At 56.2% G+C, this 25233-nt stretch carries 27 protein-coding genes; 11 read left to right on the top strand and 16 right to left on the bottom strand.

The genetic code is table 11. From position 1 onward, the window contains the following. Positions 1–10 precede the first annotated feature (10 nt). Entirely contained in the window at positions 11–1273 is a 1263-nt protein-coding gene (locus ACR0EN_RS02415) for a glutamate-5-semialdehyde dehydrogenase (protein ID WP_170817767.1), read from the top strand. Here the strand turns inward: ACR0EN_RS02415 and ACR0EN_RS02420 are convergent. Next, positions 1270–1866 (bottom strand): histidine phosphotransferase family protein, encoded by a 597-nt coding sequence (locus ACR0EN_RS02420; protein ID WP_480585032.1) that lies wholly within the window; start codon positions 1864–1866, stop codon positions 1270–1272. The two genes, ACR0EN_RS02415 and ACR0EN_RS02420, sit on opposite strands and share 4 nt — an antisense overlap. A 42-nt stretch (positions 1867–1908) precedes the next feature. Between ACR0EN_RS02420 and ACR0EN_RS02425 the strand changes: the two genes are divergently transcribed. The 5 genes from ACR0EN_RS02425 (at position 1909) to tsf (ending at position 5714) form a co-directional block, all read left to right on the top strand. After that, entirely contained in the window at positions 1909–2091 is a 183-nt protein-coding gene (locus tag ACR0EN_RS02425; RefSeq protein ID WP_170393080.1) for a DUF3553 domain-containing protein, read from the top strand. Between the two features lie 105 nt (positions 2092–2196). Then, positions 2197–2952, top strand: coding sequence for an L-ornithine N(alpha)-acyltransferase (gene olsB / locus ACR0EN_RS02430; RefSeq protein ID WP_480585035.1), 756 nt, complete (start codon positions 2197–2199; stop codon positions 2950–2952). Next, complete coding sequence (gene olsA, locus ACR0EN_RS02435) at positions 2939–3793, top strand: lyso-ornithine lipid O-acyltransferase (RefSeq protein ID WP_170801402.1); 855 nt, start codon at positions 2939–2941, stop codon at positions 3791–3793. The genes olsB and olsA overlap by 14 nt, the downstream gene beginning before the upstream one ends. A gap of 168 nt (positions 3794–3961) precedes the next feature. Beyond that, positions 3962–4762, top strand: coding sequence for a 30S ribosomal protein S2 (gene rpsB, locus ACR0EN_RS02440; RefSeq protein ID WP_170405761.1), 801 nt, complete (start codon positions 3962–3964; stop codon positions 4760–4762). A gap of 76 nt (positions 4763–4838) precedes the next feature. Further along, positions 4839–5714 (top strand): translation elongation factor Ts, encoded by an 876-nt coding sequence (gene tsf, locus ACR0EN_RS02445; protein ID WP_170393077.1) that lies wholly within the window; start codon positions 4839–4841, stop codon positions 5712–5714. A 363-nt stretch (positions 5715–6077) separates the two neighbouring features. Here tsf and ACR0EN_RS02450 read toward each other — a convergent pair whose 3' ends face one another. The 3 genes from ACR0EN_RS02450 to ACR0EN_RS02460 all read right to left on the bottom strand — a co-directional run bounded on the left by ACR0EN_RS02450 (position 6078) and on the right by ACR0EN_RS02460 (position 8407). Continuing rightward, positions 6078–6830, bottom strand: coding sequence for an autoinducer binding domain-containing protein (locus ACR0EN_RS02450; protein WP_170393076.1), 753 nt, complete (start codon positions 6828–6830; stop codon positions 6078–6080). Further along, positions 6827–7276, bottom strand: coding sequence for a type II 3-dehydroquinate dehydratase (gene aroQ / locus ACR0EN_RS02455; protein WP_170625910.1), 450 nt, complete (start codon positions 7274–7276; stop codon positions 6827–6829). Before aroQ ends, ACR0EN_RS02450 begins: the two co-directional genes overlap by 4 nt. Before the next feature lie 129 nt (positions 7277–7405). Continuing rightward, positions 7406–8407, bottom strand: coding sequence for an NADPH:quinone oxidoreductase family protein (locus ACR0EN_RS02460; RefSeq protein WP_170817769.1), 1002 nt, complete (start codon positions 8405–8407; stop codon positions 7406–7408). Positions 8408–8515: 108 nt separating this feature from the next. Between ACR0EN_RS02460 and ACR0EN_RS02465 the strand changes: the two genes are divergently transcribed. From ACR0EN_RS02465 to ACR0EN_RS02480, 4 genes are all read left to right on the top strand, one after another. Further along, positions 8516–9334, top strand: coding sequence for an SDR family NAD(P)-dependent oxidoreductase (locus ACR0EN_RS02465; RefSeq protein ID WP_170637673.1), 819 nt, complete (start codon positions 8516–8518; stop codon positions 9332–9334). 27 nt (positions 9335–9361) lie between these two features. Beyond that, positions 9362–10393, top strand: a complete 1032-nt coding sequence (locus ACR0EN_RS02470; RefSeq protein ID WP_480585039.1) for a phosphotransferase family protein — start codon at positions 9362–9364, stop codon at positions 10391–10393. Positions 10394–10500: 107 nt separating this feature from the next. Further along, a complete protein-coding gene (locus ACR0EN_RS02475) occupies positions 10501–11718 on the top strand; it encodes a serine hydrolase domain-containing protein (RefSeq protein WP_480585042.1) in 1218 nt (405 codons plus the stop codon). 49 nt (positions 11719–11767) lie between these two features. After that, positions 11768–12634, top strand: coding sequence for an acyl-CoA thioesterase (locus tag ACR0EN_RS02480; RefSeq protein WP_170509894.1), 867 nt, complete (start codon positions 11768–11770; stop codon positions 12632–12634). On the opposite strand, the gene ACR0EN_RS02485 is transcribed toward ACR0EN_RS02480, so the two are convergent. Further along, entirely contained in the window at positions 12631–13398 is a 768-nt protein-coding gene (locus tag ACR0EN_RS02485; RefSeq protein ID WP_480585045.1) for an SDR family oxidoreductase, read from the bottom strand. The two genes, ACR0EN_RS02480 and ACR0EN_RS02485, sit on opposite strands and share 4 nt — an antisense overlap. Before the next feature lie 133 nt (positions 13399–13531). Further along, positions 13532–14761: an acyl-CoA dehydrogenase gene (locus ACR0EN_RS02490; RefSeq protein ID WP_170393068.1), complete on the bottom strand. Its 1230-nt coding sequence runs from the start codon at positions 14759–14761 to the stop codon at positions 13532–13534. Between the two features lie 98 nt (positions 14762–14859). Between ACR0EN_RS02490 and ACR0EN_RS02495 the strand changes: the two genes are divergently transcribed. After that, complete coding sequence (locus ACR0EN_RS02495; RefSeq protein ID WP_170610675.1) at positions 14860–15771, top strand: LysR substrate-binding domain-containing protein; 912 nt, start codon at positions 14860–14862, stop codon at positions 15769–15771. Here the strand turns inward: ACR0EN_RS02495 and phoB are convergent. From phoB to ACR0EN_RS02545, 10 genes are all read right to left on the bottom strand, one after another. Beyond that, the gene (gene phoB / locus ACR0EN_RS02500; RefSeq protein WP_170393066.1) at positions 15768–16457 is read right to left on the bottom strand and encodes a phosphate regulon transcriptional regulator PhoB; all 690 of its coding nucleotides are present in this window, start codon (positions 16455–16457) and stop codon (positions 15768–15770) included. The genes ACR0EN_RS02495 and phoB overlap by 4 nt on opposite strands. Positions 16458–16469: 12 nt before the next feature. Beyond that, positions 16470–17171 (bottom strand): phosphate signaling complex protein PhoU, encoded by a 702-nt coding sequence (phoU, locus tag ACR0EN_RS02505; RefSeq protein WP_170393065.1) that lies wholly within the window; start codon positions 17169–17171, stop codon positions 16470–16472. A gap of 16 nt (positions 17172–17187) precedes the next feature. Beyond that, the gene (gene pstB / locus ACR0EN_RS02510) at positions 17188–17985 is read right to left on the bottom strand and encodes a phosphate ABC transporter ATP-binding protein PstB (RefSeq protein ID WP_170393064.1); all 798 of its coding nucleotides are present in this window, start codon (positions 17983–17985) and stop codon (positions 17188–17190) included. Between the two features lie 12 nt (positions 17986–17997). Next, complete coding sequence (gene pstA, locus ACR0EN_RS02515) at positions 17998–19314, bottom strand: phosphate ABC transporter permease PstA (protein ID WP_480585048.1); 1317 nt, start codon at positions 19312–19314, stop codon at positions 17998–18000. Continuing rightward, complete coding sequence (gene pstC, locus ACR0EN_RS02520; protein ID WP_170817773.1) at positions 19311–20783, bottom strand: phosphate ABC transporter permease subunit PstC; 1473 nt, start codon at positions 20781–20783, stop codon at positions 19311–19313. The genes pstA and pstC overlap by 4 nt, the downstream gene beginning before the upstream one ends. Positions 20784–20871: 88 nt before the next feature. Then, positions 20872–21912: a substrate-binding domain-containing protein gene (locus ACR0EN_RS02525; RefSeq protein ID WP_170393061.1), complete on the bottom strand. Its 1041-nt coding sequence runs from the start codon at positions 21910–21912 to the stop codon at positions 20872–20874. Between the two features lie 181 nt (positions 21913–22093). After that, positions 22094–23125: an ATP-binding protein gene (locus ACR0EN_RS02530; protein WP_480585051.1), complete on the bottom strand. Its 1032-nt coding sequence runs from the start codon at positions 23123–23125 to the stop codon at positions 22094–22096. A gap of 6 nt (positions 23126–23131) precedes the next feature. Then, positions 23132–23653: a gamma carbonic anhydrase family protein gene (locus ACR0EN_RS02535; protein ID WP_480585054.1), complete on the bottom strand. Its 522-nt coding sequence runs from the start codon at positions 23651–23653 to the stop codon at positions 23132–23134. Further along, complete coding sequence (gene gmk, locus ACR0EN_RS02540; protein ID WP_170421654.1) at positions 23650–24291, bottom strand: guanylate kinase; 642 nt, start codon at positions 24289–24291, stop codon at positions 23650–23652. Before gmk ends, ACR0EN_RS02535 begins: the two co-directional genes overlap by 4 nt. Before the next feature lie 15 nt (positions 24292–24306). Then, positions 24307–25197 (bottom strand): YicC/YloC family endoribonuclease, encoded by an 891-nt coding sequence (locus tag ACR0EN_RS02545; RefSeq protein ID WP_480585057.1) that lies wholly within the window; start codon positions 25195–25197, stop codon positions 24307–24309. Between the last annotated feature and the right edge of the window lie 36 nt (positions 25198–25233).

The following is a 25233-nucleotide window of genomic DNA, read 5'->3' on the forward strand; positions in this document are numbered from 1 at the left end:
GGCGCATGAGATGAAGGATTTCGACAACATTCCCGCAATGATGGCCGACCTTGGTGCGCGCGCCAAAGCAGCCTCGCAAGAGCTTGCCTTTGCCACCGCCGAACGCAAGCACGCCGCGCTGATCGCAGCCGCAGACGCCGTTTGGCACAAACGTGCCGACATTATCGAAGCGAACAAGAAGGATTTGGAGTTCGGGCGAGAAAAGGGTTTGAGCCCCGCGATGATGGACCGCTTGATGCTGGATGAAGCTCGCGTTCAGGGCATGGTTGACGGGCTGCGCACCGTTGCCGATCAGACCGATCCTGTGGGTGAGGTGTTGGCCGAATGGGACATGGCCTCGGGCCTCAACATTCAGCGTGTGCGCACGCCATTGGGTGTGATCGGCGTGATCTACGAAAGCCGTCCCAACGTGACGGCGGATGCGGGTGCATTGTGCCTGAAATCCGGGAACGCCGTGATCTTGCGAGGCGGGTCTGAGAGCTTTCATTCGTCAACCGCGATCCACGCCTGTCTGGTTGAGGGGCTAGCAGCTGCTAGCTTGCCCGAAGACGCCATTCAACTGGTGCCGACTCGCGACCGGGCTGCGGTGCAAGAGCTTTTGACCATGACTGATTATGTCGACGTCATCGTTCCCCGAGGTGGCAAAGGATTGGTGGGTCTTGTGCAACGCGAGGCGCGCGTGCCCGTTTTTGCGCATCTCGAAGGCATCGTTCATATTTATGTTGATAAAGCCGCCGATCCCCAGAAGACGCTGGATGTTGTGTTGAACGCCAAAACCCGGCGCACCGGTATCTGTGGCGCGGCAGAATGCTTGCTGATCCATCAAGACGTTGCAGAAATACTGGGCCGTGATCTAATCGCTGCTCTTCAAGCTGCGGGTGTTGAAGTGCATGCCGAAGGCGTTTTGGCCAATGAAAACACCATTCCTGCGTCGGATGATGACTGGGGCAAAGAGTACCTAGATAGTATCATCGCTGCACGGACCGTAGCAGATATCGACGCCGCGATTGCGCATATCCGGCAGTTTGGCTCAAGCCACACCGATTGCATCATGACCGAGGATTCCGCGGCCGCCGAGCACTTCTTCGAACGGCTCGACAGCGCTATCCTGATGCATAACGCCTCGACCCAATTCGCGGATGGCGGTGAGTTTGGCATGGGTGCTGAGATTGGTATCGCCACCGGCAAGATGCACGCGCGCGGTCCTGTCGGTGCCGCTCAGTTGACCAGTTTTAAGTATCTGGTGCGCGGAAACGGGACCACTCGGCACTAAAACCGCAGTGTCACCCGGGTTGCGGTCGTTTCTACCGTGATCCTGCGCCCCATCGTCGAGGCTGTGTCCGGCAGCAGGGCAAATTGAACCTGCGCCGGGCTTAGTTTTTCGGTAAATCGCCCCGAGCCAATCCCTTTCCACAGTCCCGTATTGAGGTTCAGCTTGTCAGCAACGCCAGTCACCGTCCATGCGTCGCCCTGAGTTTCGATTTCCACTTCGCCGCCGAAGGGCATCGCACTTTCACAGCACATCACAGCCAGAAACGCGAGTTTAACCTGATTGCGCGGGACAGGTTCGGTCAGGTTCCAACTGATCCTCAGACGCCCGGCCTTTTCCACATCTTTAAGAAGCTCGACCACTTCGGTGCGACCCAATGGCTGATCGCTTGCTGATCCAAAGGCAACGCGGAAAAACCGGATGCGGGCGCCTGCACTGCCAACACTGCCTGAAATCAGCTCCATTTCAGGGCCTTGGACTGCGCCAACCATCTCCAACAGCTCAAGCCCGTTGGTAATTGCCCCAATGGGGCTGATCAGATCATGACAGATCCGAGAGCCGATCAATTCGGCCAGGTTGACGTCTGACGCGCCCATGCGTACCTCCTGCTGCATCTGCCTTGGACCCGGAGGCCCGATATGACAGATCTGAATGCCATTCTTGCACCGGGCATGTTTGTCCGCCACCCCGATTTCCCCGATTGGGGCGTTGGACAGGTGCAGTCCAATATCGGAGGCAAGATCACCGTTAACTTTCGCGAGCAGGGGAAAGTGGTGATCGACGGGACACGCATAGCCCTGATGCCGGTCTTTGATCCGTGAAACTGGTTTAGGAAAGGTTAACAACTCGGGCAAAACGCGGGCTTGTTGCCTTTGGCCGAGCAATCGCGTTATCAGCGCGCAACAGCGATCGATGGAATTTTCTTGATGCCCGACGAAGGCCCCTCATTCACTGTCAAATTGGCCAATACCGAGGTTGAACTGCGGGCGGCCCAACGACTGCGCTACGACGTGTTTGTTCAGGAATTGGGCGGTGGCGGCGAGATGGTGGATCATGAGGCGGGGCTCGAGAAGGATCAGTTCGATCCATACTTCGATCATATGCTCGCCATCGACGATTCATCTGAAGAGGTGATCGGCGTCTATCGACTGCTTCCTGGTGAGCGAGCTGCCGAACTGGGGCAATTCTACTCCGAGGATGAATACGATCTCACCGTCCTGAAACAAAGCGGGCGCAAGCTGTTGGAGCTTGGACGCTCGTGCGTGCATCCGGATTATCGTGGTGGCACGGCGATGTATCATCTGTGGAATGGTCTGGCTGCATACGTCACCGAGCGTGATATTGAGGTCTTGTTCGGGGTCGCGAGTTTCCACGGAACCGACGTGAGCAAATTGGCGCAGCCGCTGTCGATGCTGCATCACAACCATCTTGCCCCGCTGGATTTGCGGGTTCGGGCCCAGCCAGATGTGTTTCAATCAATGGACCTTTTGGCACCCGACGCGCTGGATCGGCGCGCGGCGATGGTTCAAGTGCCGTCTCTCATCAAGGCCTACCTTCGCCTCGGTGGATTCGTGGGCGAGGGGGCATTTATCGATCATGCCTTCAACACAACCGATGTGTGTCTGATCCTTGACACAGCCCGCATGAATGAGCGCCAGCGGCGTATTTATGGTGGAGCATAACCCTGTGAGCGACCCATCGTGGCAAAGTGAAGACGCGCCTGATCCAATTGAGCTTGGTTTCATAGGTTGGGTCCTGGTGATACTTCGCGGTTTGCCGCTGGCCCTTCTGGTTTTTGGGGGGCTGTTCGTCTTATTGGCCATACGTTTCATCGAACGACCGCTTTATGGCGTTCAACGGCCGGTGACACCGTTCATTTCTCAGTTCGTTTGTCGCAATGCATTTCGAATTCTCGGGATCAGATTTCGCACCTCTGGCGCGCTCATGCAGGAACGCGGCGCTGTGGTTGCAAACCATACGTCGTGGCTGGATATCTTTGCGCTGAATGCCCGTAAGCGCGTGTATTTCGTATCGAAAGCCGAAGTTGCAAAATGGCCCGGCATCGGCTGGCTGGCACGCGCGACGGGTACGGTCTTTATCGAACGTGATCGCAAGAAAGCCCGCGAGCAGACCCGGATTTTCGAGGAACGTCTGAAAGCCGGGCACAAGCTGTTGTTCTTTCCGGAAGGCACTTCGACCGACGGACAGCGAGTTTTACCCTTTAAAACAACACTCTTTGCCGCGTTCTTCACTGAAGAGCTGCGGGAATTCATGTATGTTCAACCGGTTTCGGTCATCTTTCACGCTCCCCAAGGTCAGCCCGATAGGTTTTATGGCTGGTGGGGCGACATGGATTTCGGACCGCATTTGCTTAAGACTTTGGGGGCACGTCGACAAGGCACCGTGGAATTGATCTACCACGCGCCAGCTAAGGTTAGCGACTTCGAAAACCGCAAAGCTCTGGCAGCCCATTGCGAAGACGCGGTACGTCATGCGCATTCACTGGCGCGGCTTGAAAAATAGGGGCATTTGGCCCTTGCGCTGATGCTAAACCTGCCGTATACGCGCGCCATTCAAACCCGCAGGCGGGGTTTGGGCTTTTTGAGGGAGACATCCTTATCTGGCCCGCCGGTTGGAGCATCCGCTTCTTTCACCCCCGCCGAGGCGTAAACCGGAAAAGGAAAGTAAAGCATGGCTCTTCCCGAGTTCACCATGCGTCAGCTGCTGGAAGCTGGCGTTCACTTTGGTCACCAGACACAGCGTTGGAATCCCCGCATGGGCCCGTTCATCTACGGCTCGCGCAATGGCATCCACATCATGGACCTGACTCAGACCGTTCCGATGCTGGATCAGGCTCTGCAGGCTGTTCGTGACACCGTCGCAAAAGGTGGCCGCGTTCTGTTCGTAGGCACCAAGCGTCAGGCAGCTCAGCCGATCGCAGATGCCGCTGAAAAGTCGGCTCAGTACTACATGAACCACCGCTGGCTGGGCGGCACGCTGACCAACTGGAAAACCGTTTCCCAGTCGATCAACCGTCTGAACCAGATCGACGAAGCCATGGAGTCGGGTGCCGAAGGCCTGACCAAGAAAGAGCGTCTGGGCATGGAACGTGACCAGGCCAAGCTGCAGGCTTCACTGGGCGGTATCCGCGAGATGGGTGGCGTTCCGGATCTACTGTTCGTCATCGACGTCAAGAAAGAAGCACTGGCTATCGCCGAAGCCAACAAGCTGGGTATCCCGGTTGTGGCTGTCGTCGACACCAACTGCTCGCCCGATGGCGTTGACTACATCATCCCCGGCAACGACGACGCAGCGCGCGCAATCGCTCTGTATTGCGATCTGGCCGCACGTGCCGCTCTGGACGGCATGACCGCTCAGATGGGTGCTGCTGGCGTTGACCTGGGTGCATTCGAAGAAGCTCCGGTTGAAGAAGTCGTAGCCGAAGAAGCACCCGCTGAAGAAGCCGCGCCGGAAGTCAAAGCCGAAGCGTAAGCTGCCCGTCACGTAAATGACATATGGGGCAGGGTAGACCTGCCCCAATTCCGTTTGAATTGAGGAGAGCCAAAAGATGGCAATCACAGCAGCAATGGTAAAAGAACTGCGCGACTCGACCGGCGCAGGCATGATGGACGCAAAAAAAGCGCTGACCGAAACCGGCGGCAACATGGACGAAGCCGTTGACTGGCTGCGCACCAAAGGCCTGGCCAAGGCGGCCAAGAAATCGGGCCGTACCGCAGCCGAAGGTCTGGTTGCTGTTCACGTCAACGGCGGCAACGGTGTTGCTGTCGAAGTGAACTCGGAAACCGACTTCGTTGCGAAAAACAGCGAATTCCAAGAGATGGTCGGCAAGATCACCTACGCAGCCGAAGGTGTTGATGACGTCGACGCGCTGCTGGCTGCCGATCTGGGCGGCAAGTCTGTTGCAGATACCCTGACCGACAAGATCGCCACCATTGGTGAAAACATGTCGGTCCGCCGCATGTCGAAACTGTCGGGCGATACCGTCGTGTCATACGTTCACAACGCGGCGACAACCGGCATGGGCAAAATCGGCGTTCTGGTTGCTCTGTCCGGCGGCGATGAAGCCTTCGGCAAGCAGGTTGCAATGCACATTGCGGCTGTGAACCCGGCGGCCCTGTCCGAGGCGGACATGGATCCGGAAGTTGTCGAGAAAGAGAAGCAGGTCCAGATGGACATCGCTCGCGAATCCGGCAAGCCGGAGCAGGTGATCGAAAAGATGATCGTCGGTCGCATGAAGAAATTCGTCGCCGAAGCGACCCTTCTGAACCAGGACTTCGTTGTGAATCCTGACCTGACCGTCGAAGCGGCCGCCAAAGAAGCGGGTGCGACCATCACCGGTTTTGTCCGCATGGAAGTAGGCGAAGGCATCGTGGTCGAAAAAGAAGACTTCGCTGCCGAAGTTGCAAAGGCAGCCCAAGGCTAAAATCTTTTGCAGCTTCGGTTAGAGGCTGCAACAAATACCGAGCCCGGTTGCATAGCGCAGCCGGGTTTTTTTCATGTCAATAGCCTGTGAACCGATGCTTGCGAAGATTAGTGAATTGAGGGGCCCTGCATGATGGGGATGGAAGGGCCCCTCAATAATCCCGACAAAGAGACGTGGACGAATAGACGCCTCGGTGTCAGAGCGATCAGAGAGCTTTGGTATTACAAAGATCCGATCAAAACGTTCCCTGGCTAAAGCCACCACTCACGGAACAATATCAATTTGCAATTTTATCGGGAGATTCGGAAAGTCATGTATTCCTTACCCTAGGTCAATTTGATGCTAATTAGCATCAAAATAGGGTCATGCTTCCATCACAAACATCTGATTCTGCAACGCGGCCTTCAATACGGCCTGTGCCGTTGTTTCAACCGAAAGCGCCTCACGCGCGAGTCTCAGGTGTTTTTCCACCGTTGCCGAAGTCAAACCCATCAATAGCGCGATGTCCTGCGTGGTCTTTCCGTCGCCGACCCATTGCAAAGCTTCGCGCTGGCGTTTGGTCAGCGCGCGGTTCGGGGCATGATATGGCAAGGTCAGGATTTTGAGATGGGCAACATTGTTCATCAGAAGGATGTCGTCGCCGTGCTCGTTCCAGACCTCGTCCATCTCCTCCTGGCTGTGATTACGTGCCGCAAGCGAAATCGCCCCTTTGGAACGCATCGATACTGAGTTGAAGCTGACCGTATAACCAACTGTAATATCACGCGACTTATTGAACTCAAAAACCCGAAGCTCTTCGTTCGACATGACCCCGCTGGACATCATGTCCTGTATCATGCTCCAACTTGCAGCGCCTTCGTTGTTCAGGGCCCATTTCAGCATCGGGGCATGAAAATACAGACCGGATTGAAGGAACCCTTCCAAGTAATCCGAGCAGTGATTGGTCAGGATTACAAAGTCTTCTGGATCGCCCAGCGAAGTCGCCGTTCGGTATTGCGTATACCCATACAACAGCCGGTCGAAGCCATACTTTTCCATCTGGCGGCAATGTGCATCCCAAAGCTCTTCTAGAGTTTTCGTGTAGCTCAGAAAATTCAGATACTCTTTGAGGGTCATCCTGTGTCCCTCTCAACCAGATGCGCGGCAATCGCGTTCAGTGCAAGAACATAGCTTTGCGCGCCAAAACCACAGATCTGTCCAATCGCGACTGGTGCGATATGCGATTTGTGACGAAACGCCTCGCGCGCGTGGATGTTAGATAAATGTACTTCGACCACGGGTACTTCGGCCGAAGATATCGCATCCATCAGCGCAATCGATGTATGCGTGAATGCGCCTGCATTCAGTACTATGCCATCCTGAACGCCGCGTGCCGCGTGGATCGCATCAATCAGCGCGCCTTCGTGATTGGATTGGAGATGGGTTATGTTTTGACCCAGCGTTTCACCATGCGCAACGCACAGGTCCTCTATCATCTGCAACGTCGTTGCGCCGTAGACCTCGGGTTGCCGTGTACCAAGCAAATTCAGGTTCGGACCATTCAGAACCAGGATATTGTGCATATTCAAACTGTCCCCATCTTCCTTTTTTCATAAACATGAATTTAAAGGTCGTCCAGCGACCTTCGCTCTTATGGGTAGAGCTTCATTGACGCATGCAGGTTGCTGGATCGGCTCAATCCCATCCTCTATTCAACTATCTTCCATCGTGACCACAACTTTACCGAGAGCCTCGCGCCGTTCGAGCATGCCAATTGCCTCTGCCGCTTGGGTTAGCGGAAATCGTGCACTGATACGGGGTGAAATCTTTCCCGATCCATATAGGCGGAACAACTCGGCCAGGTTTTGTGCGTGCCCCTTCGGGTCGCGAAGTACGGACGCACCCCAGAACACCCCGACGATCTGACAGCCCTTGAGCAAAGTCAGGTTCAGCGGAATGCTGGGGATGCCGGCAGGAAAGCCAACAACCAGATAACGCCCGCCCCACGCCATACTTCGCAAGGCGGGCTCAGCGTAGTCTCCGCCGACCGCGTCGTAGACCACATCCACACCTTCGCCCCGGGCCAGAGCCTTTATCTCGGCGGACAGGGCCTTTTGCGCTTCGCGGTCCAGATCGCGTGGATAGATCAGCGTCTGGTCTGCGCCAATATCTCTGCAAAACAATGCTTTACCTTCAGACGAGACCGCCGCGATCACATGTGCCCCCATCGCTTTGGCTAGCTCGATCGCCGCAGACCCAACGCCGCCGGCGGCCCCCAGAACAAGTACTTTTTCGCCGGGCTTAAGTAGCGCACGGTCCTTGAGGGCGTGGTATGAAGTGCCGTAGGTGAAAACAAAGCTAGCCGCATCTTCAAACGGCATCACGTCGGGTATCTTGACGGCAGTCGCTGGTTTGAGCTTCAGGTGCGTAGCGAACCCTCCGTGCCCTGTCAGCGCCAGAACCCGATCACCAGGCGCGAAGTCTGTGACGCCTTCTCCGACCGAGACAACTTCTCCGGCGATTTCACCACCTGGTGCAAAGGGGCGGGGTGGTTTTATCTGATAGAGGTCCCGGATCATCAGCGTATCAGGGAAGTTCACCCCGGCGGCGCGGATACGCAATACAATTTCATCTGACTCAGGGGTTGGATCGGGCAGGGTGGTCAGTTCCAAACTCTCGGGGCCACCTGGTGTGACGCTGAGTAATGCCTGCATGTTTTTCAATTGCCTCTTGCTTCACCTGTTTTGAAATCGTTGGATTGTCAGCACGTATTGTCAAGAAGACCTCGCGCCAGAATCCCAGATCGCCTGAATGGAGTGCACATGACGCCCGAGACTTTGTTTTCGCTCAGTGGAAAGACGGCACTGGTAACTGGGGGTGCCACCGGTATCGGCCGAATGGCGGCCGAGGCGTTGGTACGTGCCGGGGCGCATGTGCTGATCGCTTCTCGCAAAGGCGAGGCATGCGAGGAGGTTGCAACAGAGTTGAACGCTCTGGACGCGCCAGGTTCGGCAGAAGGGTTTGCTGGCGACATCAGCAGTGAGGCGGGTGTAGATGCGTTGGTGGATGAAGTCAAAAATCGCACTCAAGCGATTGATATATTGATGAATAATGCAGGTGTGTCTTGGGGCGCGCCGATGGGGCAGTTCCCTCATTTCGCTTGGGACAAAGTCATGTCGGTTAATGTCGCAGGCGTATTTGATCTGACCCAAAAATTGCTGCCACTTCTGATGAAATCCGCAACCGACGAGGATCCTGCGCGGGTCGTCAATGTAGGTTCAGTTATGGGTGAGGTCCCGATGGGTGACGGGGCCTACAGCTATTCCGCGTCCAAAGCGGCGGTTATTCACCTGTCCAAAATCATGGCTAAAGAATTGGCACCCTACAGAGTTACGGTGAATGCGCTGGCCCCGGGACCATTCGTATCGCGCATGACGGCCTTTGCCACCGAAGACGAAACCAAGCGCGCGCGCGTCGGCAAAGGTGTTCCACTGGGCCGGGTTGGCCAGGCCGAGGATATCGCTGGTTGCATGTTGTTTCTATGCGGTCGCGGAGGCAGCTATGTCACTGGCGCGGTCATCCCTGTCTCCGGCGGGATAAATGTGCAGACCGGTGGCAATATCTTTGCCGATGCCCTTTAGCCGTGGGTTCATACGCAGGCTGAATATATGACACACACTGAAAACACTTTGGATATCAAGTCCGTCGACGCCTATCTAAACACGCATCTTGTTGGTTATCACGGCCCTCTTGAAGCTACAAAATTTACCGTGGGTCAGTCGAACCCAACCTATCTGCTGCGTACGCCGGCCAAATCCTATGTTCTGAGACGCAAGCCGCCGGGCATATTGCTGAAATCCGCACATGCAGTGGATCGGGAATTTCACGTACAAGCGGCGCTGGCTGGTAGCAAAGTGCCCGTCCCGCAAGTACATCTGCTTTGTGAAGATGACAGCGTCATAGGCTCTGCCTTTTACGTGATGGAGCATCTGAAAGGGCGCACATTTGTCGACCCTGTCATGAAAGGCGAAAACAATGCGACGCGCACGGGTGTGCTGAAAGAGATGAACCGCGTACTGGCCGAACTGCACATGGTCGATATCGATGCGGTGGGCCTTTCGGATTTCGGACCTCCAGGCAACTATTTCGAGCGGCAAATTGCTCGCTGGACCAAACAATATCGCGCCTCTGAGACCGAAAAAATCGCCGAGATGGATCAGCTGATCGCCGAGCTTGAGCGCCAGATCCCCGAGGATGACAATCAAAGAACACTGGTTCATGGGGACTACCGAATCGACAATCTGATGTTCGAGGCGCATGGCACCACCTGCATCGGAGTGCTGGATTGGGAGCTATCGACCATCGGTCACCCATATGCGGACCTGGCAGCCGTCATCATGCAATGGCAGCTGCCCCCGGGCAAGGAGGGTCGGGGGCTAGCTGGCGTAGATCGGTTAAGCCTTGGGCTACCGTCAGATCAGGACTTCATCGCCGAGTATTGCGCGCGCCGCGGCCTAACGGGGATTGAGAATCTTGGCTTCTACCTTGCTTTCAACTTCTTTCGGATGGCCGGTATTCTGCAAGGTGTCTACAAGCGGGCCTTGGATGGAAACGCGTCAGACCCGGCACGCGCTAAGGCTTTCGGTGCCTATGTGCCGGTCTTCGCCCAACACGGATTATCTGCGCTGCAAAAAACGTAGGCAGTATTCTCGACGCCCTTCAACAAATCCAGCAAAAATCGGCAGAATTCGCTGTTGCCTAGGGTCTTACGAAGGCAAGATCGGCCTGATCAAGATGGAGTTGTCTCATGGGATTTGATCCGACCGCGCAGACCCACATCCGCCAATGGATGCACAGATATGTTGAGCAGAAGAAATACGCAGGCAGCGCCCTTCTGATCCACCAGAACGGGCAAGAGGCATTCTTTCACGCATGTGGCCGCCGCTGCATTGAAACCGACCTCGCGTTCCAGCGCGATAGCCTGGTTCGGATCTATTCGATGACTAAGCCTGTGACGTCCGTTGCTTTGATGATGTTGGTGGAACAAGGGTTGTTTCATCTAGATGCCCCGGTTTCCGATTTCCTGCCAGAGTTTGCAACGATGCAAGCCTTGGTCCCGGGCGCAACGCAGTTGAACCAGACCGAGGACGCGCCAACACCCAGCTTGCATCAATTGCTGACGCACACCAGCGGGCTGAGCTACCCGTTCAATCCCGGTGTGTTACCCGAGGCTATGGATGCGTTTGATCTAATCTTTTCTCCGCAACAGGGTCTGCTGGCAGATCGGGTCAAAGTGCTGGCAGAGTTACCGCTGGCGTTTCAGCCGGGCAGCCGCTGGGAATATTCGGTAGGGATCGACGTGATTGGCCGCGTGATTGAAGTCGTATCAGGCAAACCGCTGGACGTGTTTCTGACCGAACACATCTTTCGACCACTTGGGATGAGTGAAACCGCGTTTTCAGTGCATGAAGGGGCAGGGGACCGATTTGCCTCGCTCTACACCCCGCTCGAAGGCGATGCCATGGCGCTGAATGCCGCAAAATCGGGTGGCGAAACACTGCGGTTGGTGGATCGGGCCGGAGAGTCCCCGTTTGAGGCGGCAACGACCTTTTCTGGCGGTGGCGGATTGATCAGTACCATCGACGATTACAGCAAGTTCGCCGAGATGTTGCGAAACAAAGGAACCGCAAATGGCGCGCGATTGCTTGGGCCGAAGACTGTAGAATTCATGTTTCGCAACCATTTACCGGACGATATTGCATCCATGGGTCCACAAAGCTTTGCCGAGCAACCCATGGAAGGCACAGGCTTTGGCATCGGAGGCGCGGTGGTACTGAACCCGGCGCGCACCCGAGCCCCAAGCTCGGTTGGCGACTATGGCTGGGGCGGGATGGCCTCCACCTATTTCTGGATCGATCCGGTCAACGCGCTTTCAACAGTGTTTTTTACACAGCTCTCGCCATCCAGCTCTTATCCATCCCGAGCCGAGTTAAAGGCGCTTGTTCACGCGGCGCTCGTTGAATGATCGGTGTTTGAGTGATACCGGAAAAGGCCAAGACGCCGGAGAGCCCCGAATGACCGAAGCCGAACGCATATTGCTTGATCTGCTGAATATCGAACCGCTTGAGGTCGATTTGTTTCGCGGAACCGGTTCTGGCGGCGAGACACCAACGCGTATCTTCGGCGGGCAGGTGATCGCGCAAGCGCTTGCGGCAGCGTACAGGACGGTCGAGGATCGACTATGCCATTCCTTGCATGCCTATTTCATAAGGCCCGGCGATCCGTCAATTCCGGTTATATATCAAGTGGATCGCGCGCGCGATGGTGGTTCTTTTACAACCCGCCGCGTGGTTGCGATCCAGCATGGCAAGCAAATTTTGAACATGTCGGCCTCGTTTCACAAGCAGGATGACGGATGGGAACATCAGCATCCGATTCCGGACGTTCAAGCGCCCGAGCACCATCCATCGCGTGACGAATTGCGCGAAAAATACCTGGATCGTGTTCCCGAAAAGCTGAAAGCTGAATTGCTGCGCGAGCGCCCGATCGAAGTGCGCGAAATTGATCCGCTGGACCTGTTTGCACCCGCCAAGGCAGATGACAAGAACCACGTCTGGTTTCGCATGGGCGCAGCGAACCACGCGGACACCGTCACACAACATCTTCTATTGGCCTATGCCTCGGATATGAGCTTGCTCAGTTCCGGAATGCGGCCCCATGGGCTGAGCTGGTTCACTGGTGAAATTGATGGGGCCAGTCTGGACCATGCAATCTGGTTTCATGCGCCCGTGCAGTTTCAAAACTGGCATCTGTATTCGATGGAGTCGCCGTGGACAGGGCAGGGGCGCAGCTTCAATCGGGGTTCGATCTTCTCGCAGAATGGCGAATTAGTTGCATCCGTCGCGCAAGAAGGCCTGCTCAGAAGACGGAAACCGCGCTAAGAACTGCCAGCAAACCTTTGATTAAGCTTCATCATTCCACCTAACCATCGGTCGTAGTCTTCTGTTTTTAAACGCATATAGTCAAGCACTTGTGGATGCGGAAGAATCAAGAAACGTTCATCCGCCAGCGCCTCGACACAGGCTTGGGCGACCTCATCAGGTTCAATTATTCCGTCAATCGCGGCGACCGAATCCTCATGTCCACGTATCATCTCCGACCGAACGGCCTGCGGACACAGAACCGAAACCCTGAGACCTTTATCGCCATAGGTCATCGCGATCCATTCAGCAAAACCCACAGCCGCATGTTTGGTTACGCCATAAGGGGCTGCGCCGGGTTGATTGAGCAATCCAGCCGCTGAAGCAGTGATCATCAAATAACCACCACCACGCGCAACCATCCTTGGGATCAGGTGCCGCGCGGTCCAGACATGGGACATCACGTTGATCTGCCAGATGCGGTCCCATTCAGCATCCGGCACTTCAAATCCACCTAGGGTGAGTATTCCCGCATTGGCACAGAATAAATCAATCGGAGCGATCTTATCCTCGACAGTCTCAATCAGATTTCGAATATCACTTTCCTTGGACACATCACAGCTGAGTGCATCACCGCCAATTTGCGCCGCCACGGCCTGCGCGCCGGCAAGGTCGATATCGGCGCAGACTACATGCGCACCTTCTTCTGAGAACCGCTTGGCAAGACCTTTACCTATGCCATTTGCAGCGCCAGTGATGACGACGGTCTTCCCAATCAGAACCATTGCATAGCTCGTGTCTTACTTCTCAAACACAGCGTAACATATTGGCAAGCCACGACCAATGTGTGTTCTATAGTCGCGGCTCGCTTGCTACGTATTTTACATAATACCGATTATGCGAGTAACAGATTCAGCCTCAGTAAAATGCCTGTAGTCCGGTTTGCGCCCGCCCCAGGATCAATGCATGAACGTCGTGCGTGCCCTCATAGGTGTTGACTGTCTCAAGATTGATCATGTGACGCACCACCTGGAACTCAAGTGAGATACCGTTGCCGCCGTGCATGTCACGCGACATCCGCGCAATGTCCAATGCCTTGCCGCAATTGTTACGTTTGATGATCGAGATCATCTCGGGCGCAGCTTCAGCCTGATCCATCAGACGGCCGACGCGCAAGCTTGCTTGCAGTCCCAAAGAGATTTCGGTCTGCATCTCTGCCAGTTTGCGTTGAAACAACTGGGTCTGCGCAAGTGGTCGATTGAACTGTTTACGATCCAAGCCGTATTGACGCGCTGCGTGCCAGCAGCATTCCGCGGCCCCCATCGCACCCCAGCTGATACCATAGCGTGCGCGGTTCAGGCAGCCGAACGGCCCCTTGAGACCCTGAACATGTGGAAGCAAAGCGCCCTCGTCCACCTCAACGCCATCCATGACAATTTCACCTGTGATCGAAGTACGCAGGCTCAGCTTGTTCTCGATCTTCGGTGCGCTCAGGCCCTTGGTGCCTTTATCCAGCACGAACCCACGAATCTTGCCATCATGCGCATCTGACTTGGCCCAGACCACATAGACATCTGCGATCGGTGCGTTTGAAATCCACATCTTGCTGCCGGTCAGACGATACCCGCCATCAATCTTCTCGGCGCGGGTCTTCATCGCCGCCGGGTCCGAACCCGCATCCGGCTCTGTCAGGCCAAAACACCCAATCCATTCGCCACTTGCCAGTTTCGGCAGATATTTGCGACGCTGTTCTTCGCTGCCATAGGCGAAAATCGGGTACATCACCAACGAGCTTTGCACCGACATCATCGAGCGATAGCCGGAATCCACCCGTTCAACTTCCCGCGCCACCAGTCCATAAGATACGTAGCTCGCACCGATCCCACCATATTCTTCGGGGATTGTCGTGCCCAACAGCCCCATTTCACCCATTTCACGAAAGATCTCGGGATCGGTTTCTTCGTTTGCAAAAGCCTTGGTGACACGCGGCTGCAATTTCTCCTGGGCGTAAGCGCGCGCGCTGTCGGCAATCAGGCGTTCATCCTCTTCCAACTGGTCCGACAAGCGAAACGGGTCGTCCCAGTTGAAACGTCCAAGGTCAGGCGCATCTTTTGCGCGCAGGACAGGCTTTGTATCTGGAGCGTTCATTTTGCTTCTCCGACTTGAATAGATTTGCGCAACTATAATCTGAGAAATATTCAAAAAACAGCGAGACATTTGCATTCTTTCATGATCAAAACGCATAGATGGACACCAAGCGCCCTATCCTGCCGCCTATATCCGCGCTGCGCGCGCTTGAAGCTTTGGATCGCCTTGGATCAGCCTCGTCAGTCGCGGATGAAATGGCACTGACGCAGAGCGCGGTCAGTCGGCAACTGCAGACGCTTGAAGCGCATTTGGACGCAGAATTGGTCAGCCGTGATCGCAAGCGATTGTCACTGACAAAGGCTGGACAAGACTATGTACAAGAAATTCGGCCAGCCTTGTCTCAGATCGCGCAGGCGGCGCTGAAACTGCACATTTCCCCTGTCGGTGGGACATTGAATCTGGCGATTCTGCCGACATTCGGAATGCGCTGGCTGGTACCGCGTCTGCCGGATTTCGCCCGCCGCCATCCGGATATCACAATCAACATGACCACGCGATTGCGACCGTTTAGTTTTGCTTCGGAACCCTTTGATGCGGCTTTACATTTTGGGGAACCTGATTGGCCTGGAACTGATCGCTTGCTATTAAGTGTCGAGCGGGTTTTGCCCGTCTGCGCGCCCGAGCTTTTACCCAAAGGCACTCCGACGTCACCCCGCGATCTGCTAAAACTGCCGCTGCTGCATATCCAGACAAGACCGCGCGCCTGGCAGGACTGGTTTCAACAGATGGGTGTCACGCACCCGCATCCCCTGCCCGGCACCGTCCACGACCAGTTCAACACCATCAACCAAGCCGCGCTGCACGGCCTGGGTGTTGCCCTGTTGCCAAACTATCTGGTGGAACAAGACCTTGCGACAGGTAGGCTGGTTGCAGCCTTCCCTGACGCGATAGAGACGATGGGGGCATATTATCTGGTTTGGCCGCGCGAAAAATCGGATGACGGATCATTGCGAGAGTTTCGACACTGGCTAGCTTCTCAGGCCCAGACCGAAGAAGCACTGCCACGTTAGCCGAGCGCGTACCCTGCCCCGCGCACCGTTCGCACCGGATCTTCGCCGCCATGTTGAGTCAACGCTTTGCGCAGACGACCGATATGAACATCAACAGTACGCGTGTCGACGTAGATATCGCGGCCCCATACGCGGTCAAGCAACTGCTCGCGGCTCCAGACCCGGCCGGGCTTTTCCATGAATGTGCTCAGCAACCGGAACTCGGTCGGGCCCAGTTTTAACAGCTTGTTGTCGCGGCTGACCTTGTGGGTCTCAGAGTCCAATATGATATCGTCAAACTCCAACCGGATGCCAACGGTCGCTGGACGGACTCTGCGCAATTGTGTCCGTACACGTGCCATCAATTCGACAACCGAGTAAGGCTTGACCACATAATCATCGGCACCGGTTTCAAGGCCGCGCACTTTATCAACCTCTTCTGAGCGTGCCGACAGCATGATGATCGGAATCGATCGGGTGTCCGGCCGCGTTTTCAGGCGGCGGCAGACCTCGATACCGCTGAGATTGGGCATCATCCAATCCAGAACGATGATATCCGGGCGGTCTTCTTCGACCAGCAACAAAGCTTCGTCGCCATTAGCGGCACGGATTACCCGGAACCCTTCGGCGTCCAGATTATAGGCCAGTACCTCTCTTTGGGCCAACTCATCCTCAACAACCAGTACCGTCGGTTGATCAGCGGACATGACTGAGATCTCCTAGATCGTTTGCGACGTGTTGTCGGCTTTGGGGCGCGCTTCGCTGGGTCTCTCGCCGGTGACGAGATAGACGACCTGCTCGGCAATGGCGGTGACGTGATCGCCCATGCGTTCGATATTTTTTGCGATGAAATGCAGGTGCATGCACGATGAGATGTTGCGCGGATCCTCCGCCATGAAGGTCAGGAACTCGCGAAACAGGCCGTTATACATCTGGTCCACTTCCAGATCCCGCTCGATCACGTCCTGCGCCAGCTCAGCATCACGCTGGATATAGGCATCCAGCGCGTCGCGCAGCATCCGCTCGACCTCGCGCGCCATTCGGCGCAGAGCGGCGGCACTGCCGTTGATTTCGCCGGCATTCACCAGAACGGTCGTTCGCTTGGCGATGTTCTTGGAGTAATCTCCAATCCGTTCAAGGTTGGTCGCAACTTTCAGAACGGACAGAACCAGCCGCAAATCGCTGGCCGTCGGTGCACGCAAGGCAATCAGGCGCGCGGTCTCTTCGTCAATCAGTTCTTCCAGTGCGTCGATGGCCTTGTCGCCTTGACGCACTTCATTTGCCAGTTCTTCGTCGCGGGTCTCCAGCGACCGGGCCGCGCCCATAATGGCGGCTTCGACCAGTCCACCCATCTTCATGATGTGTGCTTGGATGGCCTCAAGGTCGCGGTCGAACGCGGATGCAATATGTTGTTCGCTCATTGCAGTTATCCTGTGCTCAGCCAATCCGGCCGGTGATGTAACTTTCGGTTCGGGGATCTTCGGGGTTGGTGAAGATCTGCCCGGTTTCGCCGAACTCAACCAAGTTCCCCAGATGGAAAAACGCTGTCTTCTGACTGACCCGCGCGGCCTGTTGCATCGAATGGGTTACGATCACCACTGAATAGCGTGAACGCAGTTCGTCAATCAGTTCCTCGACCTGCGCGGTTGCGATTGGGTCGAGCGCCGAACAGGGTTCGTCCATCAATAGCACCTCAGGCTCGGTGGCTACGGCGCGCGCAATGCAAAGACGCTGTTGCTGACCACCAGAAAGGCCGGTACCGGGGGCATCCAGACGATCCTTGACCTCATCCCAGATCGCACCACGACGCAGGGATTTCTCTACGATTTCATCCAGTTCTGCCTTATTCTTGGCAAGGCCGTGGATACGCGGACCGTAAGCCACGTTGTCATAGATCGATTTGGGGAACGGGTTCGGTTTTTGAAAAACCATGCCGACCTTGGCACGCAACTGTACCGGATCTACGCGCTTGTCGTAAATGTCTTCACCGTCCAGCAGGATATCACCCTGCACCCGGCAAATATCGATTGTGTCGTTCATCCGGTTCAGACAGCGCAAGAAAGTGGATTTACCGCAGCCAGAGGGTCCGATGAAAGCCGTCACAGTCTTGTCTTCGATATCGACGCTCACGTCCTTGATGGCGTGGGTCTCACCGTAGTAGACCTGAACCTGCTTGGCGTTGATCTTGATGTCTTTGGAGTCCACGGTTCTCTCCACTCGTGTCATATCGTTCATTTTAAACCCCTCCTACCAGCGGCGTTCAAAGCGGCGGCGCAGGATGATAGCGATGATATTCATGGTCAGCAGGAACATCAAAAGGATGATGATGCCACCCCAGGCTTTCTCGTAAAAACCCACATCGGCGCGTGCGGCCCAGGTGTAGATCTGTGCCGGCATGGCCGAGTTCGGCTCGGTGAAGCCCGCCAAAAAGCCATCGGGATAGCCTCGGGCGACAAAGCCCACCATGCCGATCAACAGCAACGGAGCAGTTTCACCCAGCGCCTGCGCCAGACCAATGATGGTACCAGTCAGGATACCGGGCGCGGCCAACGGCAGCACGTGGTGGAAGACGGCCTGCATCTTCGAGGCCCCTACCCCCAACGCCGCGTCGCGGATAGACGGGGGAACCGCCTTTAGCGAGGCTCGGGTCGAGATGATGATCGTTGGCAACGTCATCAGGGTCAGGACCAGACCACCCACCAGCGGCGCCGATTGCGGCAGGTGCATAAATTGGATGAACACGGCCAGACCCAGGATACCGAACACGATAGACGGAACGGCGGCCAGGTTCGAAATATTCACCTCGATCAGATCGGTGAATTTATTCTGCGGCGCAAACTCTTCCAGATAGATCGAGGCGGCGACCCCAATGGGCAGCGACAGGCACAGCACCACCAACATCATGAAGAACGAACCGACGACCGAGGCACCAATACCCGCACCACCGGGGTTATCCACGCCCGAGTCCGCACCAGTGATGAACGGCCAGTTGAAAGCCTGCTTGATGATCCCCGCTTCTTTCAGCGCGTCCACCAGATCCAGATCGCTGAGTAGCAGGAAGCGGCTGTCCTGCAGAGTGTCACGAGACACCCGACCCTTGAAGTAGCCATCCACACGGCTTGAAGCCGCCAGATCGAACATGATCGGCTCACCCAGCTTGCGAGGATTATCGGCATAGAAGGTTCGGATCGTACCCCCAATTTTGCCCAACAGACGCTCGATGGCATCCTGATCGAAATCCACGGTGATGCCACTTTCGGCTAGTTGTTCATTCAGTTCCGCAATGAACAGATTGGAGTAGGCCTTTGTCTTGAACATCGTGCCTTCGGCTTCATCGCGCTGCGCTTCGCTCAGCGTGAATTCTAAAGTGATCACTGTGCGCTGGAAGGCCGGGATGCCCTGCGACAGGATTGAGGCAAACAGCACAATCAGAAAGAACAGTCCGGTCGCGATAGCGACGATCCCGTAGGCGCGAAAACGCTTTTCGGCAGCCGCGCGTTTTTTGGTCCGGGCATCGGATGCAGTCAGCGAGGTCGAGGTATTTTGCATGCTGGCGTCGGTCATTCGTACTGCTCCCGATACTTGCGCACGATATAAAGGGCGAAAACGTTCAGCCCCAGCGTGAGGATGAACAGCGTCATGCCAAGCGCGAAGGCGACGAGGGCCTCGGGCGAGGCGAAATCGGCGTCGCCTGTCAGCTGGCTGACGATCTTGGCGGTGACGGTGGTCATGGCCTCGAACGGGTTCAGGTCCAGACGCGCGGCGGCCCCTGCCCCCAGAACCACGATCATGGTCTCACCGATGGCGCGCGATGCCGCCAGCAGGATCGCTCCCACGATCCCGGGCAAGGCTGCGGGCAAAACGACCTGCCGGATGGTCTCGGATTGTGTGGCCCCCAGCCCGTAAGAGCCATCACGCATGGCCTGAGGCACCGCGTTAATGATGTCGTCGGAAAGCGACGAAACGAACGGGATCAGCATGATGCCCATGACAAGACCGGCGGTCATCACCGCCGTACCGGCTTTCATCCAGCCCAAACCATCATCCCCGAACACGCTCAGCAACAGCGGGCCAACGGTCAGCAGGGCGAAAAGGCCGTAAACGATGGTCGGGATACCGGCCAGCACCTCAAGCATCGGTTTGGCGATCGAGCGCACGCGTGAAGAAGCGTACTCACTGAGATAAATCGCAGCGAAAAGACCGATTGGCACGGCCACCAACAACGCCACCAACGAGATATAGAACGTGCCCCACAGCAAGGGGATGATACCCAGATCTGATGCCCCGCCACGGCCCGAGAAACTGGGCGCCCAGGTAGTACCGAAAAAGAACTCTGATGCCGGGTAAAGCTTGAAGAACTCCCACGTATTGAAAACCAGCGAAAGGACGATGCCGACCGTTGTCAGGATCGCAATCGACGCAGCCGCCAGCAGCATCACACGAATTCCCTGCTCAACCACATTGCGGGCACGATATTCAGAATGCGTCTGGAACCAACTGAACACAGCCCCGGCCAAGGCGACCAGTATCACAGCGGCGGACATTATCGCGTAACCGGTTGAATTTATCGCCCGATAGGCTTGAGCTGCATGCAAAACCGTCTGCGTGATGTCCGAGGTTACGACTTGACCCGCGTCCTTCAACTTTTGGGTCATCTCGGAAATATCCGCCCGCGCATCCTGTGCGAGCGTTTCGGTGAGATGTCCCTGCGCAACGGCACTGTCCAGACCATTTGCGGTCCGACGCACCTCGGCCATAACAAGACTGCGCGACGATCCTTCCTTGATCGCCGTTTCGGGAACCATCTCCGAGACCTGAGAGTTAACGTAGAGCGGCTGAACCAGCAGCCAGACGATCAACAAACCTAAGGCGGGAACTATGACTTTCAGTGCGACGTTAGCGCCATAAAACGAGGGAAGAGAATGCAGATTGCGGCTGTCCCCTCCGGCACTTTGCAAGGCGCGCATTCGCCCCAAAACATATCCGACTGCCGCGATCGCAAGCACGATCAGAATGAGCCAAAGAATTGGCATGACGCCCCCATAGGTCTTGATCGGGATTAGGGAAAAATTGGGGGCGACAGAAAACGCCGCCCCCAGTCAATTCAATCGGGGTGAGGGATTAGCTGCCCGAACCCAAGGTTACTTCGTTGGCAATCGCGTCCTGCGTTTTTGCCAGTTCAGGATCGGCAACCAGACCGTAGTTGGCCAGCGGGCCCGAGGGACCAGCAATTTCTTCATGAGTGAAGAACTGGGCGTATTCTTTCAGACCGGGAATCACGCCGATATGCGCTTTCTTGACGTAGAAAAACAGCGGGCGCGAGACGGGGTATTCACCCGACGCGATGCTCTCGGTCGACGGTGCGATACCACCCATCGTAGCCACTTTCAGCTTGTCGGTGTTGTTCTCGTAGAAAGCCAGACCAAACACGCCGATACCATTGGTGTTGGTGTCGATGCGGGCCAGAGTTTCGGTGTAGTCACCGTCGATATCGACCGATTTGCCGTCGGTCCGCACGTCCAGGCATGCATCTTCGGCGTCATCTTCGCTTAGGCCGCCCGCGACCATGGCTTCCATCGCGCCCGTCGCTTCGCAACCTGCCAGCAGAACTTTGTCTTCGAACACTTCGCGGGTGCCGTGCTTGGTGCCCGGGATGAACATTGCGATTTCCACATCGGGCAGGTCAGCGTTGAACTCGGCCCAGCTGTTGAAGCTGTTGTCGACCAGCGCGCCATCTTTCATCACTTTCGATCCGATGGCGTTGTAAATATCCGCAGGCTCAAACGCAGTGAACGCAGGACCCGACTGCTGGCTTGCAAATACGATGCCGTCATAACCGATGCGGACTTCCATGATGTCGGTCACACCGTTTTCGGCGCATGCTTTAATCTCTTTTTCACGGATGGCACGCGATGCGTTTGCAACGTCGATCGTGTTTTCACCGACGCCTTCGCAGAAGCGTTTCAGACCGGCGGACGAGCCGCCTGATTCAACAACCGGTGTGGGGAAGTCGGTATTTTCACCGAACAGTTCTGCAACGATTGACGCATAAGGCAGAACGGTGGAAGAGCCAGCAACTTGAACGTTGTCACGCGCAGCAGCAGTGGTTGCCGAGACGGCAGCGATAGCCAGCGCAGAAGCCGACAGTTTTACAAAGGACATTTCAGTCTCCTTGAAAAGGATGGGTACTGATCATCCCCATGATGATCTGAGCGCAGCACTATGACGCCTGCGTAAGCCTTTTGTGACAGGTATGTAACGGTTTCATGACAACTCATGAATTTCTCAGAAATTCTTAACTTGACGAAGCGTCACCCCAGTAAAGCCGGCGTTTGGCACGACCTTAGCGTGGTAGAATGACCGCAAACGTCGCTCCCTGCCCCGGTTCACTTTCCACACGCAACCTGCCCCGATGGCGATTGACGATATGCTTCACGATTGCAAGCCCCAGTCCGGTTCCGCCCAACTCGCGCGAGCGGTGACTGTCTGCGCGGTAGAACCGTTCGGTCAACCTGGGCAGGTGTTTGGCATCAATACCGGGCCCTTGATCAATGATCTTGATACGTACCGCAGGACCGCGCATCGCCGTATCCCGCTCAGACAGGGTTACGACCACACCGACCTTGCCACCGCTGCCCCCGTATTTGATCGCGTTTTCAACGAGATTGGTTATCACCTGACGAAGCTGATCGCTGTCTCCGACCATCTCGATCGACTCGTTTGGGGCATCCAACGAAACAACAACACTGGCATCATCCGCCAGCGGTCGCAGAGTGTTTAAGGTCGATTGAATCAGACCTGTCAGTTCCAATGGCTCTTTAGGTCTGACCCGTTCTTCACTTTCCACCCGATTGAGCGACAGCAAATCCCCCACAAGCCGGTTCATCCGATTGGCCTCATCCGCCATGATCTGAAGAAAGCGGTCGCGGGCGGCGGTGTCGTCGCGGGCGGGGCCTCGCAATGTTTCGATAAACCCCATCAAGGCCGTTAGCGGCGTGCGCAATTCATGGCTGACATTGGCCACAAAATCGCGCCGCATCTGACCTGCCTGTTCCAAATGCGTGATATCCTGAAATACCGCCAATACCGCTTCGGTCCCGCCGACGAATCTGCACTGCACCTCAAACGTCGTATCCTGAGCACCATCATTGGACAGATGCCGCGCTTTGCCGGGCTGCTTCGAGCGCAGGCATTGTTCGACGGCATCGATGACCTGAGGCTGGCGCAGGATTGTGGCAAAATGCCTGCCTTCGATTGCGTGCCCCAAAAGCGTCCGCGCCTCTCTATTTGCGGCGACAATACGCTCGGTCTGACCAACCAGCACGGCGGGCATCGGAATGGCTGAAACCAATTCGGCAAGCAGGGTATCCGTCATGCGCGTTTAGACCGGACGCAATGTTTGGCGAAACTTGCGCATGTTGTCCTGATAGTGCAGCGCACTCAGCGTTAGTTTCTGGGCCGCCGCCTCATCAAGCTGCCGCACAACTTTGCCCGGCGAGCCCATGACCAACGAATTATCGGGAACCTCATTGCCTTCGGTGATCAGCGCCCCCGCCCCGATCAGACAGTTCTTTCCGATCTTCGCCCCGTTTAGAACGATAGCCCCCATACCGATCAGCGTATTGTCTCCGATCGTGCAACCATGCAGCATGACCTTGTGACCAATTGTGCAGTTCTTCCCAATGGTCAGCGGATAGCCCGCATCGATGTGCATCACGCAGTTTTCCTGCACATTGCTGCCTGCGCCCACACGGACTTCTTCGTGATCGGCCCGGATGGTGCACCCGAACCAGACCGAAGCGCCTTGTTCCAGGACTACTTTGCCGATCAGGTTGGCGTCGGGGGCTACCCAGGTGTCTTCGTGAATTTGCGGCGAGTGATCGCCCAAGGCATAGATGGTCATGACAAGCCCTCGAACTCGGTCTGCAACGAGCGGATGTGGTTCTGCAGGCTGGGCTGTTGGATGCGACGCATGCGTTCTGCGCTGACGATGGTTTTTAGCTTTTCCTCGGTGGTATCCAAATCATCGTTGATCAGAACATAGTCGTAGTAGCCCCAATGGCTGATCTCATCCCAGCTTTTCAACATGCGCTTGGCGATCACATCCTCACTGTCCTGCCCACGCCCTTCCAGCCTGCGCCGAAGCTCGCGGATCGAGGGCGGGAGAATGAAAATCGACAACGCATGCTTGCCCAAATCTGAATTGCGGATCTGCACTTCACCCTGCCAATCAACATCAAACAGCACATCGCGCCCCTGTGTGATGGACTCGCGGACCGGTCCAGCAGGAGAGCCGTAGAAGTTGCCGAACACATGCGCGTGTTCCAGCATCTGCCCATCCGCCACCTGCTGTTTGAACTCGTCCTCGGATAGGAAGTAATACTCCCGGCCATGCTCCTCACCCGGGCGCGGAGCGCGGGTGGTGGCCGAGATCGAGAATTCCAAACCGACATCCCACCGCATCAAACGGCGGGCCAGAGTGGATTTACCTGCACCCGAAGGCGAGGACAGTATGATTAATAGACCGCGGCGATCCGCCATGTGATGTTCCCGTCCTTATTCCACGTTCTGCACTTGCTCGCGCATCTGATCGATGACCGCTTTCAGCTCCAACCCAACCGCCGTCAGTTCGGCATTCTGCGATTTCGAGCAGAGCGTGTTGGCCTCACGGTTGAACTCCTGCATCAGGAAATCCAGCTTACGCCCAACCGGGCCGTCTTGCGTTAAAAGGGAACGCGCCGCAGTGACATGGGCCTTCAACCGGTCAATTTCTTCGGTAATATCGGCCTTGACCGCGATCAGGGCCAGTTCTTGTGCAACGCGATCAGGGTCCGCACCTTGCGTATTGTCGAGAACGCGCGTCAGATTTTCGCGCATGTTTTGCGCCATTTCCTCGCGGCGACGCTCGGCCAGATCAGCGGCCTGATCCGTCAGCTTTGCGACTTGGACGAGTTGTCCCGCAAGAATGCCTGACAGAGCTTCACCTTCGGAACCGCGCATCTCAATGAATGAAGCAAGCAAGCCACCGAACTCAGATTTCAGGTGCTCGACAAGTTGGGCTGGATCATCCGCGTCAGCTCCGGCTTCCAACATCCCTTTCAACGCAAGAAGATCACTTGCTTTGGACGGTGCCAACAATACGCCCCGCGCGCCTGCAAGCGCTTCGGTCTGGGCCAGTGCATCCAGCGCAGCTTCCATCGCTGGGGTGTTCAACCGGACATCCGCGGCGGATTCTTCCCGTCCCATCCGAAGGGACAGCGTGATGTTCCCTCGGTTGACCTGCTTCGACAGATCGCCTCTCAGCGCGGCCTCTAGCCCTGTCAACCAATCGGGGAGCCGCAGTCGCAAATCCAGCCCCTTGCCATTGACGCTGCGCAATTCCCAAGTCCAGCTATGGGGACCAAACGCCCCCTTGCCCGAGGCGAAACCGGTCATGGATTTGATCATGCCTGCCCTTTCCGTCAAATTCACTGGTCGCACCTA

The organism is Ruegeria sp. AB7, assembly GCF_056542625.1.